General features: G+C 70.7%; 16 protein-coding genes, 1 tRNA gene and 1 riboswitch. Of the genes, 12 read left to right on the forward strand and 5 right to left on the reverse strand.

Features of this window, described 5'->3' with window-relative positions; translation table 11 throughout:
• The first annotated feature begins 81 nt into the window (after positions 1 to 81).
• Together ACFUJR_RS17935 and ACFUJR_RS17940 are read left to right on the forward strand one after the other, a co-directional pair.
• A complete protein-coding gene (locus ACFUJR_RS17935; protein WP_383173521.1) occupies positions 82 to 726 on the forward strand; it encodes a SurA N-terminal domain-containing protein in 645 nt (214 codons plus the stop codon).
• A 30-nt stretch (positions 727 to 756) separates the two neighbouring features.
• Positions 757 to 1,767, forward strand: a complete 1,011-nt coding sequence (locus ACFUJR_RS17940; RefSeq protein ID WP_383173519.1) for a nucleoside triphosphate pyrophosphohydrolase — start codon at positions 757 to 759, stop codon at positions 1,765 to 1,767.
• Here ACFUJR_RS17940 and ACFUJR_RS17945 read toward each other — a convergent pair whose 3' ends face one another.
• On the reverse strand, positions 1,768 to 2,973 hold the full coding sequence (locus ACFUJR_RS17945; protein WP_383173516.1) for a globin domain-containing protein: 1,206 nt from the start codon (positions 2,971 to 2,973) through the stop codon (positions 1,768 to 1,770). It lies immediately after the preceding gene.
• Between the two features lie 99 nt (positions 2,974 to 3,072).
• Here ACFUJR_RS17945 and ACFUJR_RS17950 point away from each other — a divergent pair, with 99 nt between their 5' ends.
• From ACFUJR_RS17950 to ACFUJR_RS17980, 7 genes are all read left to right on the forward strand, one after another.
• Positions 3,073 to 4,350: a cytochrome P450 gene (locus tag ACFUJR_RS17950; RefSeq protein ID WP_383173513.1), complete on the forward strand. Its 1,278-nt coding sequence runs from the start codon at positions 3,073 to 3,075 to the stop codon at positions 4,348 to 4,350.
• A 179-nt stretch (positions 4,351 to 4,529) separates the two neighbouring features.
• Positions 4,530 to 5,507: a transglycosylase family protein gene (locus tag ACFUJR_RS17955; RefSeq protein WP_383173510.1), complete on the forward strand. Its 978-nt coding sequence runs from the start codon at positions 4,530 to 4,532 to the stop codon at positions 5,505 to 5,507.
• A gap of 214 nt (positions 5,508 to 5,721) precedes the next feature.
• A riboswitch (cyclic di-AMP (ydaO/yuaA leader) is annotated at positions 5,722 to 5,941 on the forward strand.
• Between the two features lie 3 nt (positions 5,942 to 5,944).
• Positions 5,945 to 6,640 (forward strand): transglycosylase family protein, encoded by a 696-nt coding sequence (locus tag ACFUJR_RS17960; RefSeq protein ID WP_383173507.1) that lies wholly within the window; start codon positions 5,945 to 5,947, stop codon positions 6,638 to 6,640.
• A gap of 348 nt (positions 6,641 to 6,988) precedes the next feature.
• On the forward strand, positions 6,989 to 8,275 hold the full coding sequence (eno, locus tag ACFUJR_RS17965) for a phosphopyruvate hydratase (protein ID WP_383173504.1): 1,287 nt from the start codon (positions 6,989 to 6,991) through the stop codon (positions 8,273 to 8,275).
• Positions 8,276 to 8,373: 98 nt separating this feature from the next.
• Positions 8,374 to 8,847, forward strand: a complete 474-nt coding sequence (locus tag ACFUJR_RS17970; RefSeq protein WP_383173501.1) for a septum formation initiator family protein — start codon at positions 8,374 to 8,376, stop codon at positions 8,845 to 8,847.
• 78 nt (positions 8,848 to 8,925) lie between these two features.
• Positions 8,926 to 9,465 (forward strand): DUF501 domain-containing protein, encoded by a 540-nt coding sequence (locus ACFUJR_RS17975; protein WP_383173498.1) that lies wholly within the window; start codon positions 8,926 to 8,928, stop codon positions 9,463 to 9,465.
• Entirely contained in the window at positions 9,462 to 10,412 is a 951-nt protein-coding gene (locus tag ACFUJR_RS17980; protein ID WP_383173495.1) for an exopolyphosphatase, read from the forward strand. The genes ACFUJR_RS17975 and ACFUJR_RS17980 overlap by 4 nt, the downstream gene beginning before the upstream one ends.
• Positions 10,413 to 10,437: 25 nt before the next feature.
• Here the strand turns inward: ACFUJR_RS17980 and ACFUJR_RS17985 are convergent, their stop codons facing one another.
• On the reverse strand, positions 10,438 to 10,707 hold the full coding sequence (locus ACFUJR_RS17985; RefSeq protein ID WP_383173492.1) for a type II toxin-antitoxin system RelE/ParE family toxin: 270 nt from the start codon (positions 10,705 to 10,707) through the stop codon (positions 10,438 to 10,440).
• A complete protein-coding gene (locus ACFUJR_RS17990) occupies positions 10,704 to 10,976 on the reverse strand; it encodes a type II toxin-antitoxin system Phd/YefM family antitoxin (protein ID WP_283974282.1) in 273 nt (90 codons plus the stop codon). Before ACFUJR_RS17990 ends, ACFUJR_RS17985 begins: the two co-directional genes overlap by 4 nt.
• Before the next feature lie 465 nt (positions 10,977 to 11,441).
• Between ACFUJR_RS17990 and ACFUJR_RS17995 the strand changes: the two genes are divergently transcribed.
• Both ACFUJR_RS17995 and ACFUJR_RS18000 read left to right on the forward strand, forming a co-directional pair.
• The gene (locus tag ACFUJR_RS17995; RefSeq protein ID WP_383173487.1) at positions 11,442 to 12,821 is read left to right on the forward strand and encodes an NAD(P)/FAD-dependent oxidoreductase; all 1,380 of its coding nucleotides are present in this window, start codon (positions 11,442 to 11,444) and stop codon (positions 12,819 to 12,821) included.
• Between the two features lie 176 nt (positions 12,822 to 12,997).
• A complete protein-coding gene (locus tag ACFUJR_RS18000; protein ID WP_383173485.1) occupies positions 12,998 to 14,296 on the forward strand; it encodes a class I SAM-dependent methyltransferase in 1,299 nt (432 codons plus the stop codon).
• Positions 14,297 to 14,361: 65 nt separating this feature from the next.
• Here the strand turns inward: ACFUJR_RS18000 and ACFUJR_RS18005 are convergent, their stop codons facing one another.
• Positions 14,362 to 16,893 (reverse strand): ABC transporter permease, encoded by a 2,532-nt coding sequence (locus ACFUJR_RS18005; protein ID WP_383175193.1) that lies wholly within the window; start codon positions 16,891 to 16,893, stop codon positions 14,362 to 14,364.
• An 81-nt stretch (positions 16,894 to 16,974) separates the two neighbouring features.
• Positions 16,975 to 17,745: an ABC transporter ATP-binding protein gene (locus tag ACFUJR_RS18010; RefSeq protein ID WP_383175196.1), complete on the reverse strand. Its 771-nt coding sequence runs from the start codon at positions 17,743 to 17,745 to the stop codon at positions 16,975 to 16,977.
• 387 nt (positions 17,746 to 18,132) lie between these two features.
• On the opposite strand from ACFUJR_RS18010, the gene ACFUJR_RS18015 reads away from it, so the two are divergent.
• Positions 18,133 to 18,214, forward strand: a tRNA-Leu gene (locus ACFUJR_RS18015).
• Positions 18,215 to 18,287: the final 73 nt, after the last annotated feature.

Below are 18,287 nucleotides of genomic sequence, written 5' to 3' on the forward strand. Positions count from 1 at the left end.
TGGCCCCGGCTCCGGTGACTGCCTAACATCGATCACCGCAAGGTCGTTCTACGGACGCACGACCCACGCCGGGAGGCTCCTTTGCACCGCCGCACTGCGCTCTCCGTCTCCGCCGCGCTCCTCGCCGCGGCCCCGTTGCTCACCGCCTGCGGCGGTGAGGCCCACCCGGGGGCGGCGGCCGTCGTCGGCGGCGAACGGATCGAGGTGTCCAGCCTCCAGGCGCAGGTGGAGGACGTACGGGCCGCGCAGCAGGCATCACCGCAGGCGGAGCAGCTGATCGAGGCGACCGGCGATCTCAGCCGTGAGAAGCTCAATGTGATGATCTTCGACCGGGTGGTGGACCGGGTCGCCGAGGACAACGGCATCACGGCCTCGCGCGCCGAGATCCAGCAGGCCAGGGACGAGTTCACGCAGCAGAGCGGCGGCGCGGAGCAGCTCGCCGCGACGCTGCTCCAGCAGCAGGGCGTCGCCCCCGACCAGATCGACGGGGTCGTCCGCCGCACCGTCCTGATGAACAAGATCGCCGCCAAGCTGGGCGTCGAGAACACCCCCGAGGGCCAGAAGAAGCTCACGGAGGTCTTCACCGCCGCGTCCAAGGACCTCGGCATCGACGTGAACCCGCGCTTCGGCACGTGGGACGACGCCAAGATCCAGCTCGGCACCTTCTCGGCCCCCTGGCTGCGCCCGATCACCCAGGACCCGGCCACCGCCGAAGCGGGTGCGTAGTCCGTTCCCCCGGCCACGTAAGGTCGAAGGGTGAACGCTGAATCACCCCTCGACCCCGGGCGTGTCGTCCTGCTCACCACCAGCCACCGTGTCGCCCCCGGACTGCTGTCCTGGTCCGCGTGGCAGGCGCTGCACGGCGCGGACCGGGTGCTGTGCGCCGACGAGCACCACCCGCAGCTGCCGTACCTCCGGGAGGCCGGGGTCGCCGTCGAGCACGCCCGCCCTGCCGCGCAGGACCTCGTCGACGCGTGCGCCGGGGGACGGACCGTCGTCGTCCTGCCCTCCGGCGAGGGCGACCAGGCGCTCACCGACGGGCTCGCCCGGCTGGCCGGCTCGGGTCGCGTCGCGATGCCCGATCTGGAGCTGCTGCCCGGCTCGTACGACCTGCCCGGCGCCCGTCTCCTCGACCTGGTGCAGGTCATGGACCGGATCAGGCGCGAGTGCCCCTGGTCCTCGCGCCAGACCCACAAGGGGCTCGCCAAGTACGGCATCGAGGAGGCGTACGAACTCGTCGAGGCGATCGAGGAGGGCGACCGCGCCGAGCTGCGCGAGGAGCTCGGGGACGTCCTGCTCCAGGTCGTCTTCCACGCCCGGATCGCGGAGGAGGACGAGGAGGAGCCGTTCTCCGTGGACGATGTCGCCGGGACGATCGTGGAGAAGCTGATCCACCGCCACCCGCACGTCTTCGGCGACGCCAAGGCCGAGACGCCGGAGGAGGTCAAGGCGCACTGGCTGCGCACCAAGGCGATCGAGAAGCAGCGCGACTCGGTCACCGAAGGGGTGCCGCTCGGTCAGCCCGGCCTCGTGCTCGCCGCCAAGCTGGCGGGCCGGGTGCGGACGGCCGGCCTGGACGTGGAGCTGCCGAAGGGCGAGGGGATCGGCTACGAGCTGCTCGGCCTCGCGGCACGGGCCGAGGCGGCCGGAGTCGACCCGGAGGCAGCGCTGCGCGCCGCCGCCCGCGTCTACCGCGACACGATCCTCGCGGCGGAGAGCGCGACGAAGAAGGACTCCGGGACCACGGCGGACCCGACGGGGGCCTGATCAGGGGTGGTGCGGAGACCGGGCCGCCGGGTCGTGCCAGGGGACTTCCGGCGGGTCGATGAACCACTCCGCCGTGCCGGCCGGGCGGCCGCGTAAGCCGGCCACCGCCGGCAGGCGGTCGTGGTGGACACGGGCGGCGCCCAGGTGGTCCAGGACCGGGAGCGCCTCGGCGAGGAAGCCGGGCGGACCGGCCAGATACACGTCGTGCGCCCGCCAGTTGCCGCGGGTGTACAGCGCGTGGAGCAGGCGCTCGGTCGCCTGGTCGCGGGGGTGGCGGGGCGCGGAGGTGATGTACGTGACGCGCAGCCCGGGTATCCGTTCCCGCAGGCGCTCGGCGTCCTCCCTCCCGTACAGGTACTCCTTCGCGCGCGCGACGAGGAAGAGCCGGGCCTCGACGCCCCGCGGCCCTTCCGCCACCTCTTCGAGGAGCGCCTTGACGGGAGCCCAGCCGGTCCCGGCGGCGATGTAGCTGCGCGGGTCGCCCGGGGCGGTCCGCGCGGTCAGCGCGCCGCCGGGCGCGCTCAGCCGCAGCGACTCGCCCTCCCGCGTCTCGTCGACGAGCGCCGTGCTCATCGCACCGCCCGGGATGCGGCTGACGTGCAGGTCCACCGTCCCGTCCGGGCGAACGGCGTTGGCCAGGGAATACGTGCGCCACACCCGGGGGACCCGCAGCGAGCTGACGCCGACGTACTGTCCGGGCAGGTGGGCGAAGGGCGTACGCGGCTTGAGGGTCAGGACCGCCAGGTCCTCGCCGAGCCGCTGGTGGCGGACGACGACGGCGTCCCACCAGGCCGGCTGCCCGTCCGCCGCGGCCTCGTCCGCGCCCCGCATCATGAGTTCGGCGACGTACCCGTACGCCTCGGTCCACGCCTTCTCGGCCTCGATGGTCCACGCGGCCCCGGCGGCGTGCGCGAACGCGGCGCCGAGGCTGGACCCGACGGCGGCGTAGAGCGCGGGCGTGGCCATGAACTTGCGGTGGTCGCGTCCCAGATGGGCGAGGTACGCCGGCAGCTCGGGGTCCTCCAGGCGGGTCACGACATGGGTGAGCGCGGCGAAGAGCCGGTCGCGCTGGGCCCGCATGTCCTCGGGGAAGAGCTCGCGGACGCCCGGGTTGTGCCAGAAGAGATGGGAGTAGAAGAAGGTGACGGCGTGTTCGGCCCGCCTCTCGACGACCGCGAACGTACTTCGTAGCAACTGGGCATCCACGCGAGAGAATCTAGGCCACGCGTCTTCACAGGACGATCACATCCTGGACGATCGCGGGCCCGGAGGCCGGTGTGGCGGTGACCTTGTACCGTCTCAGGGGTGAGCACGACCCCCGCCGACCAGCCCGCCGAGCCCCCGGCCCGGACCCCCGCTCCCGAGCTCTTCACCTGGGAGTTCGCGACCGATCCGTACCCCGCCTACGCCTGGCTGCGCGAGCACGCGCCCGTGCACCGGGCGAAACTGCCCAGCGGGGTCGAGGCCTGGCTGGTGACGCGGTACGCCGACGCCCGGCAGGCCCTCGCCGACCAGCGGTTGTCGAAGAACCCGGCGCACCACGACGAGCCCGCGCACGCCAAGGGGAAGACGGGGATCCCGGGGGAGCGCAAGGCCGAGCTGATGACACATCTGCTCAACATCGACCCACCCGACCACACCCGGCTGCGCCGGCTGGTCTCCAAGGCGTTCACCCCGCGCCGGGTCGCCGAGTTCGCTCCCCGGGTCCAGGAGCTCACGGACCGGCTGATCGACGCCTTCGCGGCGAAGGGCGAGGCCGACCTCATCCACGAGTTCGCCTTCCCGCTGCCCATCTACGCGATCTGCGACCTGCTCGGCGTGCCGCCCGAGGACCAGGACGACTTCCGGGACTGGGCCGGGATGATGATCCGGCACGGCGGAGGGCCGCGCGGCGGGGTGGCGCGGTCGGTCAAGAAGATGCGCGGGTATCTGGCGGAGCTGATCCACCGCAAGCGGCTCGACCCCGGCGACGACCTGATCTCCGGGCTCATCAAGGCCTCCGACCACGGCGAGCACCTCACCGAGAACGAGGCCGCCGCGATGGCCTTCATCCTGCTCTTCGCCGGCTTCGAGACGACGGTCAACCTGGTGGGCAACGGGGTCTACGCCCTGCTGCGCGACCCCGGTCAGCGCGAGCGCCTCCAGGCCTCGCTCGCGGCGGGGGAGAGGGGACTCCTGGAGACCGGAGTCGAGGAGCTCCTGCGCTACGACGGGCCGGTGGAGCTGGCGACCTGGAGGTACGCCATGGAGCCGCTGACGATCGGCGGACAGGAGATCCCGGCGGGCGACCCGGTCCTCGTCGTGCTCGCCGCCGCCGACCGCGACCCGGCGCGCTTCGAGGAGCCGGACACGCTCGATCTGTCCCGGCGCGACAACCAGCACCTCGGCTACGGGCACGGCATCCACTACTGCATCGGCGCCCCGCTCGCCCGACTCGAAGGGCAGATCGCGCTCGCGACGCTGCTGACTCGCCTGCCGGATCTGCGACTTGCCGTGGATCCGGCCGATCTGCGGTGGCGCGGAGGGCTCATCATGCGCGGATTGCGCACGCTTCCGGTCGAGTTCTCCCCTTTGGGTTACTGACGGACCGTCAATACTGTGACTTTCGCGTGATCTCCGCTGCATCGACTTGTTACTGACGTTCGAATGCGGCTACGTTCACCGTCACCTCAGCAGTCACGCGAAAGGCCCTCCGCATGCGCTCCGGGAACGGACGACACCGCAGACCCCGCCAGGCCCCCGCCATCGTTGTCGCCGCAGGCGTGACGGGATCGGCTCTGGCGCTTCCCCTCCTCGGTGCGGGCTCGGCGTCCGCCGCCGACGCCGCCACCTGGGACCGGGTCGCCGAGTGCGAGTCGGGCGGCCTGTGGAGCGCCCACTTCGGCAACGGGCTCTACGGCGGGCTCCAGTTCACCCAGGAGAGCTGGGAGCGGCACGGCGGCCTCGACTACGCGACCAGTGCGGACCTCGCCAGCCGCGCCCAGCAGATCGTGGTGGCGGAGAAGGCGTTCGCCGCGGGTGACACGCAGTGGGCCACCTGCGCCCCGATCGCCGGGCTGACGAAGGACGGCGCGAAGCCGGACGTCGACCCGGGTCCGGCCGTGAAGCCGGCGGAGCCCACGGGTCCCCTTCCGGAGTCGAACCGGACCGCGGGCCTGCCGGCCGGCTCTGGGACGACGTCGCCGGAGGCCGGCACCTCCGAGAGCGCCACGCCGGATTACGGGACGGAGGAAGGGGGCGGCGAGTCGTCCACCGCGCCCGAGGCGTCCACCGCGCCCGAGGCGTCCGCCACGCCCGAGACGTCCACCACCCCCACCGCGCCGACCACGCCGACGACCCCGGGCACGGGGAAGCACCGCGGTGACGCGGCTCCGGAAGAATCGGTCAATCCGGGCGAGAGTGGCGAAAAGGGCCGCCATGCCCTGCCGACTGACACCCCGGCACCCGACGCGGGTGCCGAGGCGGACCCGGTGGAGCAGGGCGGTGAGGGCGACCAAGGCAACAAGGACGCTTCGGGCAGTCTGGACAACACGACCGCCCAGGACATCTCCGGCGCCATCGGTGAATACACCGTCAAGCCGGGCGACAACCTCTCCGTGATCGCCCAGCAGAACGAACTCCCGGGCGGCTGGGGCGCCCTCTATGACGCCAACCGCTCCACGGTGGGTGCCGATCCGGACCTGATCGTCCCTGGCCAGAGCCTTGACCTCGGCCTCGGTTCGACCGCGGAACAGGGGTAGTTCGGGGTTGTATGTCCGGTTCTGCGCCAGTGAGACATGGGTCTCTTTGTCTCAACTGGCGCGTCCCGTCCGCAAACTCTGCTTCCGTCACCTCTCACCTGCGTAAACACCCTTCGTCCCGTGACGGGTAGGGGTGATATGTCCGACCTGGGCCTCTTTGAACTTCCCCCGGGTCTGTGTCTACGGTCAGGACCGCTCGCCACCGCGGGCCCCGTCGACCGAAACGCCGAATCCTGCCGTCGGCCGATGGGAACAGTCGTCGCGTCAGCGCCGTAGGCAGGAGCGGGGGACCCAAGGTAAGTGCCGACCCCGGCCGTTGAGACAGACGGCCGACGGACCGGCTTGGGGTGAAGCCGCGCGCAAGGTCGCGCGGCCGGGCAACTCACATGGCCCGAACCCGACAGCTCACCTCGCAGGCGTCGGTGAGGAGAAGTCCCATGCTGTTTTCCGTCAAGGGCAAACACCGTCGTCCCTCCAGGGCCGCCCGCGCCGTCGCCCTCGCCGGTGTCGCCGGTGTCGCCGTCGCCGCCCCGCTGATGACCGCCGGGTCCGCCTCGGCCGCCACGGCCTCCGAGTGGGACACCGTCGCCCAGTGCGAGTCCGGTGGCAACTGGTCCATCAACACCGGCAACGGCTACTACGGCGGCCTGCAGTTCTCCGCCTCCACCTGGGCCGCCTACGGTGGCACCGCCTACGCCGCGACCGCCGACCAGGCCTCGAAGTCGCAGCAGATCACCATCGCCGAGAAGGTCCTCGCCGGTCAGGGCAAGGGTGCCTGGCCGAGCTGCGGCGTCGGCCTCTCCAGCGCCGCCTACACCGGTGGCGCCGCCGAGAGCACTCCGGCCAAGCCGGCCGCCCCGAAGCAGGAGCGCCAGGCCGAGCAGCCGACGACCCGCAGCGAGACCCGGACCGCCCCGAAGAAGGCCGAGTCCAAGAAGACCGTCACCACCCCGACCGGCAAGAAGGTCGAGAAGGGTGACGGCGAGTACAAGGTCGTCGCCGGCGACACGCTGAGCACCATCGCCGCCGCCCACGACGTCGAGGGCGGCTGGGCGAAGCTCTTCGAGCTCAACAAGGACGTCGTCGAGGACGCCGACCTGATCTACCCGGGCCAGCAGCTTCACCTGAAGTGAGCCCCGCGGCTCGCGTGAGTCCGGCGGCTCACGCGGGTCCGGCGGCTCACGCGGGTCCGACGACCCTCCCGCGGTGACCACCCCGGTGCGGAGCGGTTTCCCCCGTGCGCTCCGGACCGGGGTTCCGTGTTCCGGGGAGCCCGGGGCGGGGCCCGGGGCGGCCCCACGGGGTTACTGGCGAGTAGTTCTGGGGGGCTTTGGCCGTAGATGCGTGCCCTTGGGTCCTTTTTCGTCCCAGGGGGCGGGCGCCCGGCGGGCGGGAGCCCCGGAGCCGGTTAGGCTCTTGTCGCAAGGCCAAAGCGACCCTGCACCGCAAGCGTCAAATCTAGCGTCCCATCCCAGAAGGAGATGCTCGTGCCGTCCATCGACGTCGTCGTAGCCCGGGAAATCCTGGACTCCCGAGGCAACCCCACGGTCGAGGTCGAGGTCGGCCTCGACGACGGCAGCACCGGCCGTGCTGCCGTTCCGTCCGGTGCCTCCACCGGTGCGTTCGAGGCCATTGAGCTCCGTGACGGAGACAAGAACCGCTACCAGGGCAAGGGCGTCGAGAAGGCCGTCCTCGCCGTGATCGAGCAGATCGGCCCGGAGCTCGTCGGCTACGACGCCACCGAGCAGCGCCTCATCGACCAGGCCATGTTCGACCTGGACGCCACGGACAACAAGGCCTCCCTCGGCGCCAACGCCATCCTCGGCGTCTCCCTCGCCGTCGCGCACGCCGCGTCCGAGGCCTCCGACCTCCCGCTCTTCCGCTACCTCGGCGGCCCGAACGCGCACCTGCTGCCCGTTCCGATGATGAACATCCTGAACGGCGGCTCGCACGCCGACTCCAACGTGGACATCCAGGAGTTCATGATCGCGCCGATCGGCGCGGAGTCCTTCTCCGAGGCCCTGCGCTGGGGCACCGAGGTCTACCACACCCTCAAGTCCGTCCTGAAGACCAAGGGCCTGTCCACCGGCCTCGGCGACGAGGGCGGCTTCGCCCCCAACCTGGACTCCAACCGCGAGGCGCTCGACCTCATCCTGGAGGCCATCAAGCAGGCCGGCTACGTCCCGGGCAAGGACATCGCGCTGGCGCTCGACGTCGCCGCGTCCGAGTTCTACAAGGACGGCTCGTACGAGTTCGAGGGCAAGTCCCGCTCGGCCGCCGAGATGACCGACTACTACGAGGAGCTCGTCTCCGCGTACCCGCTGGTCTCCATCGAGGACCCGCTGTTCGAGGACGACTGGGCCGGCTGGAAGGTCCTCACCGACAAGCTGGGCACCAAGGTCCAGATCGTCGGTGACGACCTCTTCGTCACCAACCCGGAGCGCCTGGCCCGCGGCATCGAGGACGGCGCCGCCAACGCGCTGCTCGTCAAGGTCAACCAGATCGGTTCGCTGACCGAGACCCTGGACGCCGTCGAGATGGCCCAGCGCAACGGCTTCAAGTGCATGATGTCCCACCGCTCCGGCGAGACCGAGGACGTCACCATCGCCGACCTCGCCGTCGCCACCAACTGCGGCCAGATCAAGACCGGCGCCCCGGCCCGCTCCGAGCGCGTCGCCAAGTACAACCAGCTCCTGCGCATCGAGGAGATCCTCGACGACGCGGCCGTCTACGCCGGTCGCAGCGCCTTCCCGCGCTTCAAGGGCTGATCCCCGAGAACCCTCGGTTACGTACGTCCCCGCACCCGGTCCCGTACCGTGTGCGGGGACGCACTCGTTACGGGACGACACAGGGGAGGCGACAGGAGATGGCCGCGAAGGACCGGGACCGGTTCTCGACCGCGACCAGGATCAGGCTGCTCGGCGAGCAGACCGCCGCCCGTGTCTACCGCTCCCAGACCCGCCGTCAGGCCCGCCGCTCCCGGCTCACCGGCCGGGCGGCCTTCCTCGCCCTGGTGGTCTGCTCGCTGGTCGTCGCGCTCGCGTACCCCATGCGCCAGTACGTGTCCCAGCGAGGCGAGATCGCCGAGCAGGAGCGCCAGGCCGCCGACGCGGCCGCGCGGGTCGAGAAGCTGCGGGACGAGAAGGCCCGTCTCCAGGACCCCGCGTACGTCCGCCGGCTCGCCCGGGAGCACCTGCACTACGTGATGCCCGGCGAGACCGGCTTCACCCTGAACGACCCCGAGGCCGAGCGTGCCCGGCGCACCGAGCAGGGTGGCGCCGAGCGGCCCTGGTACTCCGACCTCTGGGACGGCGTCGACCGCGCGGACACGCGCCGCTAGCGTGCCCGGCCCGGCGGCCTCGGCCCCGCACCGACCTCCACCACCGACGACACTCCGACGAGAAGACAAGACGTAACGATGGAAACGCCCCCTCCGCAGACCGCACGCACCGAGCCGACCGAGGCGGACGTCGCCGCCTTCGAGCAGCAGCTCGGCCGCCCGCCCCGGGGTCTGCGCGCCATCGCGCACCGCTGCCCCTGCGGCAACCCGGACGTCGTCGAGACCGCGCCGCGGCTCCCGGACGGCACCCCGTTCCCCACGACGTACTACCTGACCTGCCCCCGCGCGGCCTCCGCGATCGGCACCCTGGAGGCCAACGGGGTCATGAAGGAGATGCAGGCCCGGCTGGCCACCGACCCGGAGCTGGCCGCCGCCTACCGGGCCGCGCACGAGGACTACATCGCCCGTCGTGACGCCATCGAGGTCCTGGAGGGCTTCCCGAGCGCCGGCGGCATGCCCGACCGCGTCAAGTGCCTGCACGTCCTCGTCGGCCACTCGCTGGCCGCGGGACCGGGCGTGAACCCGCTGGGCGACGAGGCGATCGCGATGCTGCCGGAGTGGTGGGCCAAGGGCCCCTGCGTCACGCCGTGCGCGGACGAGAAGGAGTCGGCCCAGTGACCCGGGTGGCGGGCATCGACTGCGGTACGAACTCCATCCGCCTCCTGGTCGCCGACGTCGCCGAGCCTGACGGCGCCTCCGGCGCGGGCTCCCCGGGCGAGCTGATCGAGCTGGACCGGCGGATGACGATCGTCCGGCTCGGGCAGGGCGTCGACCGGACCGGCCGCCTCGCGCCCGAGGCGCTGGAGCGGACCTTCGCCGCCTGCCGGGAGTACGCCGCCGTCATCAAGGAACTGGGCGCCGAGAAGCTCCGCTTCGTGGCCACCTCCGCCTCCCGCGACGCCGAGAACCGCGACGAGTTCGTCAGCGGAGTCCTGGACATCCTGGGCGTCGAGCCCGAGGTGATCACCGGCGACCAGGAGGCCGAGTTCTCCTTCATCGGCGCCACGGGCGAGCTGCCCGCCGCCGAGCGGTACCTGGTCGTGGACATCGGCGGCGGCTCGACCGAGTTCGTCGTCGGCGACAGGCACGTCGAGGCCGCCCGGTCCGTCGACATCGGCTGCGTACGGCTCACCGAGCGCCACGTGCGCAGCGATCCGGCGGCGGCCGAGGAGATCGACGCGATCCGCGCCGACATCCGGGCCGCGCTCGACCTGGCCGAGGAGACCGTCCCGATCCGCTCGGCCGAGACGCTGGTCGGGCTCGCGGGTTCGGTGACCACGGTCGCCGCGATCGCGCTGGGGCTCGAGGAGTACGACTCCGAGCGGATCCACCACTCCCGTATCCCGTACGCGAAGGTCGCGGAGATCGTCGACTCGCTGGTCCGCTCCACGCACGCCGAGCGCGCCGCGATCTCCGTGATGCACCCGGGCCGGGTCGACGTCATCGTCTCCGGGGCGCTCGTCCTGCTGGAGATCATGGAGCGGACCGGGGCCCGTGAGGTCGTCGTCAGCGAGCACGACATCCTCGACGGAATCGCTCACAGCTGCGCCGCCGAGGTGCGCTGAGGCGGTGCCGGTGCCGGGCGGGGCGTCACAGGTTGCGGTAGACGTCCCGCCGGTCGCCCACCTTGACCACCAGGACGACGAGTTCGCCATCGTTGATCAGGTAGGCGATCCGGTAGCCACCGATCCTGAGCCGGTAGAGGCCCGGCGGGCCGGTGAGCTTCTTGACGTCGGCGTCCTGGCGGTACGGGTCGTCACCGAGTGCGGTCAACGCGGTCAGGATGCGCATGGCGTCGGGTCGGCTGATGGCCCGAAGCTGGCGCTGGGCCGCTGTGGTGAACCGGAAGGCGTACTTCACGCCGCCTCGCCGTCCTGCTCGGTGAACAGGTCCGCCAGCAGTTCCGCCATGGTTACGGTGCTGCCTCCCTCGGCCAGTACCGCTTCGGCCTCGCGCGCCAGCATCACATCGGCCGCTTCCTCCAACGCTTCGAAGTCCGAGATCGGGACCACGGCTGCCACCGGTGCGCCGTTGCGCGTGATGACGGTCGGGACGCCTTCCTCGGCCCGGTTGATGTGATCGGCGAGGTGCGCGCGAGCTTCCCGTACAGTCACGGTGTTCTCAGTCATGAAGGCAGTGTACGCGTCAACGTGTACACGGCGCCTCTGTGGACGGGGGCGCGTTCGTGCGCGATCCTCGACGGAATCGCACTGTCCGTGGCATAACGGGCACCCGGCGGGGCGTCGCGAATCGGTCCGCCGAGAAAGTTCGTGAAGTTCTTCACAAGGAAAAGGGCCCTGATGGGGGCTGTGGAGGGCCATGAGGGCCTCCAACGCCCCTGCCGGGGCTCTTTCGTAGGCGGGAAGCCCGGTTCGCTCGATGTTTCCATCGTGTGAATGCACCCCGTGGTTCTGCGTTAACGGGGGCTCTCCAGAGCAGTTCAGTAGGGGTGAACAACGTTCACCCCTGCACCCTGGTTCCTTTGCACGACCATGACCTGGGTCACGTGGGCGGCGGAGTGTAGCAGAGGTACCCCCAGAGCTTGTGAAGGGGCGCACGAGCGACCCCCCTGGGAGGGGTGGATACTCGGATGCATGAGCACCACGGAGCGTCCCAGGATCCTCGTAGTAGGCGGTGGGTACGTAGGCCTGTACGCAGCTCGACGCATCCTCAAGAAGATGCGTTACGCGGAAGCGACCGTCACGGTCGTCGACCCGCGCTCGTACATGACGTACCAGCCCTTCCTCCCCGAAGCCGCCGCAGGCAGCATCTCGCCGCGCCATGTCGTCGTCCCGCTGCGACGCGTCGTGCGCGGAGCCGAGGTGCTCACCGGTCGCGTCACCAGCATCGACCAGGACCGCAAGGTCGCCACGATCGCGCCGCTCGTCGGCGAGGCGTACGACCTGCCGTTCGACTACCTGGTCGTCGCGCTGGGCGCGGTCTCCCGTACCTTCCCGATCCCCGGCCTGGCCGAGCAGGGCATCGGCATGAAGGGCGTGGAGGAGGCCATCGGCCTCCGCAACCACGTCCTGGAGCAGCTCGACAAGGCCGACTCCACGACCAACGAGGAGGTCCGCCGCAAGGCGCTGACCTTCGTCTTCGTGGGCGGCGGCTTCGCCGGCGCGGAGACCATCGGCGAGGTCGAGGACATGGCCCGCGACGCGGCGAAGTACTACACCAACGTGAAGCGCGAGGACATGCGCTTCATCCTGGTCGACGCCGCCGACAAGATCCTTCCCGAGGTCGGCCCGGAGCTGGGCCGCTGGGGCAAGGAGCACCTCGAGGGCCGCGGCGTCGAGATCTACCTCTCGACGTCCATGGACTCCTGCGTCGACGGCCACGTGGTGCTGAAGAACGGCCTCGAGGTCGACTCCAACACGATCGTGTGGACCGCGGGCGTCAAGCCCAACCCGGCGCTCGCCCGCTTCGGCCTCCCGCTCGGCCCGCGCGGCCACGTGGACACCTCCGAGACGCTCCAGGTCCAGGGCACCGACTACATCTGGGCCGCCGGCGACAACGCCCAGGTCCCGGACGTCGCGTCCCGCAAGGCCGGCGTCGAGAACGCCTGGTGCCCGCCGAACGCCCAGCACGCGCTGCGCCAGGCGAAGGTCCTCGGCGACAACGTGGTCTCCGGCATGCGGGGCTTCCCGCAGAAGCCGTACGAGCACTCCAACAAGGGCGCTGTGGCGGGCCTCGGCCTCCACAAGGGCGTCGCCATGATCGTCATGGGCAAGATGAAGATCAAGCTCAAGGGCCGGCTCGCCTGGTACATGCACCGTGGCTACCACGGCATGGCCGTGCCGACCTGGAACCGCAAGATCCGCGTCTTCGCCGACTGGACCCTCGCGATGTTCCTGAAGCGCGAGGTCGTCTCCCTCGGTGCCATGGAGACGCCGCGCGAGGAGTTCTACGAGGCGGCCAAGCCCGCCCCGGCTCCCGCCGCCCCGGCGCAGGAGAAGGCCAAGGCCTCCTGACGCGCTGAGAGCAGTACCCGACGTCACCGAAAGGGCCGTCCGCCATCCGTGGTGCGGACGGCCCTTTCGCGTGTTTTTGCCGAGTCGTTGTGCGGCGGCGGGGCTGTATTCGCCTACGGACGGTGTTTACGTGGTCACGAGCATTTCTGGGGCACGACATCACGGAGGTGTGCACCATGGCCGACGCCGCATCGCGGCTGACCACTCTCGCGGAGGACCTGCTGGGGTCCCCGCTCCCGGTGCGTCTGCGAGCCTGGGACGGCAGTGAAGCAGGACCCGCGGACGGCCCCGTTCTGATCGTCCGGGAGCGGCGCGCCCTGCGCCGGCTGCTGTGGAAGCCCGGTGAACTGGGTCTCGCGCGGGCCTGGGTGGCCGGTGAGATCGACGTCGAGGGCGATCTCTACGAGGTCCTGGACCGGCTGGCGGGGCTGTTCTGGGAGCGCGGCGAGGAGACCAGGAGCGCCCTGGCGTCCGTACGCGACCCCAAGCTGCGCACCGCGGCCGCCGCGTTCCTGAAGCTGGCCAGGCCGCTGCCGCCGCCTGCGCCGCCCGCCGAGGAGGTGCGCCGGCGCACCGGATCGCGCCACAGCAAGAGCCGCGACAAACAGGCGATCAGTCACCACTACGACGTGGGCAACGACTTCTACGAGCTGGTCCTCGGGCCGTCGATGGTCTACTCGTGCGCGTACTGGACCGACGGCGGGACCCTGGAGGACGCCCAGCGCGACAAGCTGGACCTCATCGCCCGCAAGCTGAACCTGAAGGAGGGCGACCGACTCCTCGACGTCGGCTGCGGCTGGGGCTCCATGGCCATGCACGCGGCCCGCGAGTACGGCGCCCGGGTCGTCGGCATCACCCTCTCCCGGGAGCAGGCGGCCTACGCCCGCAAGCGGATCGCCGAGGAGGGCCTGACGGACCGGATCGAGATCCGGGTCCAGGACTACCGGGACGTCAAGGACGGGCCGTACGACGCGATTTCGTCCATCGGCATGGCGGAGCACGTCGGTGAGGACCGCTACCGCGAGTACGCCGACGTACTGTACGCGCTGCTCAAGACCGGCGGCCGGCTGCTCAACCACCAGATCTCCCGCCGCCCCGAGCCGGACGAGGACACCTACCGGATCGACGCCTTCATCGACGCGTACGTCTTCCCCGACGGCGAACTCGCCCCGATGGGACGCACGCTGACGACCCTGGAGGACGCCGGCTTCGAGGTGCGTGACGTGGAGGCGATCCGCGAGCACTACGCCCTGACGCTGCGCCGCTGGGTGGCCAATCTGGAGAGCGACTGGGCCCGGGCCGTACGGAGCACCTCACCCGGCCGGGCGCGGATCTGGCGGCTCTACATGGCGGCCTGCGCGGTCTCCTTCGAGCGCAACCGGATCGGCGTGAACCAGTTCCTCGCCGTGAAGACGCCGGAGTCGGGGGCATCGGGCGTGGCGCTGCGCCCGCGGGTGTGGAACGAGAGGCCCTGACCCGGTGAGACGTGAAGGGCCGGGCCCCCTTTCGGGGAGCCCGGCCCTTCACGTCGCGTGCGGTGCTACTCGGTCTTGATGGCCGTCAGCATGTTCAGCCTGGCCGCGCTGCGGGCCGGCCACAGGGCCGCCAGGACGCCGACCAGTCCGGCCAGGACCAGGAAGATCCCGATCCGGTCCCAGGGCAGCACCAGCGCGTAGCCCGGCAGGCTGCTCTTGAACGTCTCGCCGATCGCCCAGCCCAGGAACGAGCCGAGACCGATGCCGACCACCGCGCCGAAGAGCGAGATGACCACGGCCTCCAGACGGACCATCCGCTTCACCCGGCGCCGGTCCAGACCGATCGCCCGCAGCATGCCGATCTCCTGCTGACGCTCGAAGACGGACATGGCCAGGGTGTTCACGACGCCCAGGACCGCGATGATCAGGGCCATCGCCAGCAGGCCGTACATGATGTTCAGGAGCATGTTGATCTGGCCGCCGAACAGGTCACGGATGTCCTTCTGGTCCATGACCGTGATGGCCGGGTTGTCGCCCATCGCCTTCGCGATCGCCTTCTCGTTGGCCGCGGAGGCGCCGCCGTCCATCGAGACGAAGATCTGCGGGATGTACGACTGCTGCTCGTGGGCCGTGATGGTCTTCGCGTCGATCAGGACCGGCGAGACGAACTCGCTGTCCTCGTAGATCGCGCCGACCGTCAGCTCGCCCTTCTTCTTGTCGCCGAACTCGACCGGCAGCGTGTCGCCGACCTTCCAGCCCTGCTTGGTCGCGGTCTTCTCCGCGATGGCGATCTGTCCCTTGCCGAGCGAGCTCAGCGAGCCCTGCACGGTGTTGAGCTTGATCAGCTTCTCGATGTCGCCGGGGGTCACACCGGAGGCCGAGACGTCCTTGCCCTTCAGCGCGAACCAGCCGGCCAGTTGCGGCGAGACGGCGGTGGCGCCGGGGGTCTTCTCGATCGCGGCGAGCGTGTCCCCGTTCATGCCCTCGCCGCTGGCCATGGAGATCATGTAGTCGGCGCGGATCTGCTCCGTCGTCATCTTGTCCAGCGCCGCGCCGACCGTCGTACCGAGCACGGACAGGCCGGTGACCAGGGTCAGCCCGATGGCGAGCGCCGAGGCGGTGGCGCCGGTACGGCGCGGGTTGCGGACCGCGTTGAGTCCGGCGAGCTTGCCGGAGACGCCGAAGAGGCCGACGAACAGCGGGCGGATCAGGGCGATCACCGGGCGGGAGAGCAGCGGGATCAGCACGATCACACCGATGAGGGTGACGAAGGCGCCGCCCGCGATGTACATCCGGCCGTCGTCGCCGCCGGTGCCGGCGCCGAGCACGATGAGAACCACACCGAGCACGGTGAGCGCGGCGCCGATGGAGTTGCGGACCACGAGCGACTTCGTCGTCGCCGCGGCGTGGACGCTGCTCATCGCGGCGACCGGCGGGATCTTCGCGGCGCGGCGTCCGGGGAGCCAGGCGGCGACCATGGTGATCTTGACGCCGACGGCGAGTGCGGCGATGAGCGGGGCGGCGGTGAGGACCAGCGGGCCGTCCGGCACCTTCAGGTCGAAGGCGTTCATACCCGAGCGCAGTCCGACGGCCATCGCGATGCCGAGGCCGTAGCCGACGACCGAGGCGACCAGACCGACGAGCCCGGCCTCGACGAGGACGGAGCGCGTGATCTGCCTGCGCGAGGCGCCGACGGCGCGCATCAGCGCGAGCTCCCTGGTGCGCTGGGCGACCAGCATGGTGAAGGTGTTGGCGATCAGGAAGACGCCGACGAAGAGGGCGATGCCCGCGAAGCCGAGCAGCACCTGCTTCAGCGCGCCGAGCCCGGCCTCGATGTCCTTGGCCTGCTGGTCGGCGAGCGCCTGGCCGGTCTGGGCCGTGGCGGCCTTCGGGACGACCTTCAGGACCTCGTCCAGGAGCTTGTCGGCGTCCGTGCCCGGGGTCGCGGCGATGGTGGCGCTGCGGTAGAAGCCCTCCTTCACGTACTGCTTCTGCGCGACGGAGTTGTCGAAGAGGACCAGGCTGCCGCCGGCGCTGACCGCGCCGTCCTCGGTGGTGAAGACACCGGAGAGGGTGTACTCCTTCACCGGGCCGTTGGTGGCCACGCGGACGCGGTCGCCCACCTGGTAGCCGCCCTTGGCCGCGGTCGCCCTGTCGAGCGCGACCTGGCTGTCCTCGACCGGGCCGGCGCCCTGGACGAAGTCGTACGCCCGGTCCTTGCCGTCGGGGCCCGGGGCGAAGTTCGTGCCCTTGTTGGACCAGCCGACGCCGATCAGCTTGCCGTCCTTGTCGGGCACGCCGGCGAAGCCGTCGACCCGTCCGGTGACGGAGGCGACGCCGTCGAGCCCGCCCAGGCGGTCGATGACGCTCTGGGAGAGGCCGGGGTCCTTGGCGGCCTCGGCCGGGTTCGGGTAGTGCTCGACGGCGACGGCCACGTCGTCGTAGCTCTTGGCCGACTGGCTGCGGAAGGCCTGGGAGAGGGTGTCGGTGAAGACCAGGGTGCCGGAGACGAAGGCGACGCCGAGCATGACGGCGAGCACGGTCATCAGCAGCCGGGCCTTGTGCGCGAGCACGTTGCGCAAGGCGGTACGGAACATGTGTGTGTCCTGGGGTGGGAGCCCCCGTGTCGGGGGCGGAACGTCGAAGGGCCGGGGACCGGGGCGGAGCCCCGGGGCGCCTCAGCTCGTGCGGCCCTTGGCGTCGAAGGCCTTCATGCGGTCCAGCACGCCGTCCGCCGTCGGGGCGATCATCTCGTCGACGATCCGGCCGTCCGCGAGGAAGATCACCCGGTCCGCGTAGGACGCGGCGACCGGGTCGTGGGTGACCATGACGACCGTCTGGCCCAGGTCCCGTACCGAATTGCGCAGGAAGCCCAGGACCTCGGCGCCCGAGCGCGAGTCCAGGTTTCCGGTCGGCTCGTCACCGAAGATGATCTCGGGGCGGGAGGCCAGCGCGCGGGCCACGGCGACGCGCTGCTGCTGGCCGCCGGAGAGCTGCGTGGGACGGTGGCTCAGCCGGCCGGACAGGCCGATCATGTCGATGACCTTCTCCACCCACTGCTTGTCGGGCTTGCGGCCCGCGATGTCCATCGGCAGCGTGATGTTCTCCAGCGCCGTCAGCGTCGGCAGCAGGTTGAACGCCTGGAAGATGAAGCCGATCTTGTCCCGGCGCAGCTGTGTGAGCTGCTTGTCCTTGAGGGTGCTCAGCTCCGTGTCGCCGAGGCGCACCGATCCGGAGCTGAAGGAGTCCAGGCCCGCGACGCAGTGCATCAGGGTCGACTTGCCGGAGCCGGAGGGGCCCATGATCGCGGTGAACTCGCCCTGCCGGAAGTCCACGGTGACGCGGTCCAGGGCGACCACCTGGGTCTCGCCCTGTCCGTAGACCTTCGAGAGATCCGTGGCGCGGGCGGCCACCGCGGTGGCGCGGGAGACGGTGGGGGTGGTGGTCACGAGGGACTCCTGTCACTGCGAGGTGTTCGGGAACCACTCCATCGTGTCCAGCGTTGAGGCCCCGGTCGTCCGCCCACATGCCCGTTCGCGGGGGCGACTCGAGTCGGACCGGGAGGGCCGGCCCTCCTCCTGAGGTATGACGGGACCCCTGAGAGCCGACACCCCGGGGGAGTGTGCCGCTCCCGGCGTGTCCAGGCGGCGACTTTCCGTCATTCCGGTGGCCGGGCCTTTGCGGTAGCGAGCCCCCTCACGCTCCGTCAGACCAGGCCCCACCTGCGCTGACGCACACTCAGGCGTCAATAAAATAGGACAACATCGGGTCATCGTTCCGCTGAACGGGCGAAGCATCCCGATAGGCTCATGTGCCGATGCGGAGCCGCGCGCCATGCCCGGATGGTGGAATGCAGACACGGCGAGCTTAAACCTCGCTGGCCTTCGGGCCGTACCGGTTCGAGTCCGGTTCCGGGCACAGCTCCACGCAAGCGATCTACCTGCATGTATGGCGGGTTTCCGCCGTGATCCTTTTCCCGTGCGGGAACACA

The sequence above is a fragment of the Streptomyces sp. NPDC057271 genome (assembly GCF_042668715.1).
Lineage (GTDB): Bacteria > Actinomycetota > Actinomycetes > Streptomycetales > Streptomycetaceae > Streptomyces.

Excerpts from the sequence above, each read along its gene's own strand:
- ACFUJR_RS17960 (WP_383173507.1), top strand. The coding sequence starts at position 5,945 with ATGCTGTTTTCCGTCAAGGGCAAACACCGTCGTCCCTCCAGGGCCGCC.
- eno (WP_383173504.1), top strand. The coding sequence starts at position 6,989 with ATGCTCGTGCCGTCCATCGACGTCGTCGTAGCCCGGGAAATCCTGGAC.
- ACFUJR_RS17970 (WP_383173501.1), top strand. The coding sequence starts at position 8,374 with ATGGCCGCGAAGGACCGGGACCGGTTCTCGACCGCGACCAGGATCAGG.
- ACFUJR_RS17975 (WP_383173498.1), top strand. The coding sequence starts at position 8,926 with ATGGAAACGCCCCCTCCGCAGACCGCACGCACCGAGCCGACCGAGGCG.
- ACFUJR_RS17990 (WP_283974282.1), bottom strand. The coding sequence starts at position 10,976 with ATGACTGAGAACACCGTGACTGTACGGGAAGCTCGCGCGCACCTCGCC.
- ACFUJR_RS17995 (WP_383173487.1), top strand. The coding sequence starts at position 11,442 with ATGAGCACCACGGAGCGTCCCAGGATCCTCGTAGTAGGCGGTGGGTAC.
- ACFUJR_RS18000 (WP_383173485.1), top strand. The coding sequence starts at position 12,998 with ATGGCCGACGCCGCATCGCGGCTGACCACTCTCGCGGAGGACCTGCTG.
- ACFUJR_RS18005 (WP_383175193.1), bottom strand. The coding sequence starts at position 16,893 with ATGTTCCGTACCGCCTTGCGCAACGTGCTCGCGCACAAGGCCCGGCTG.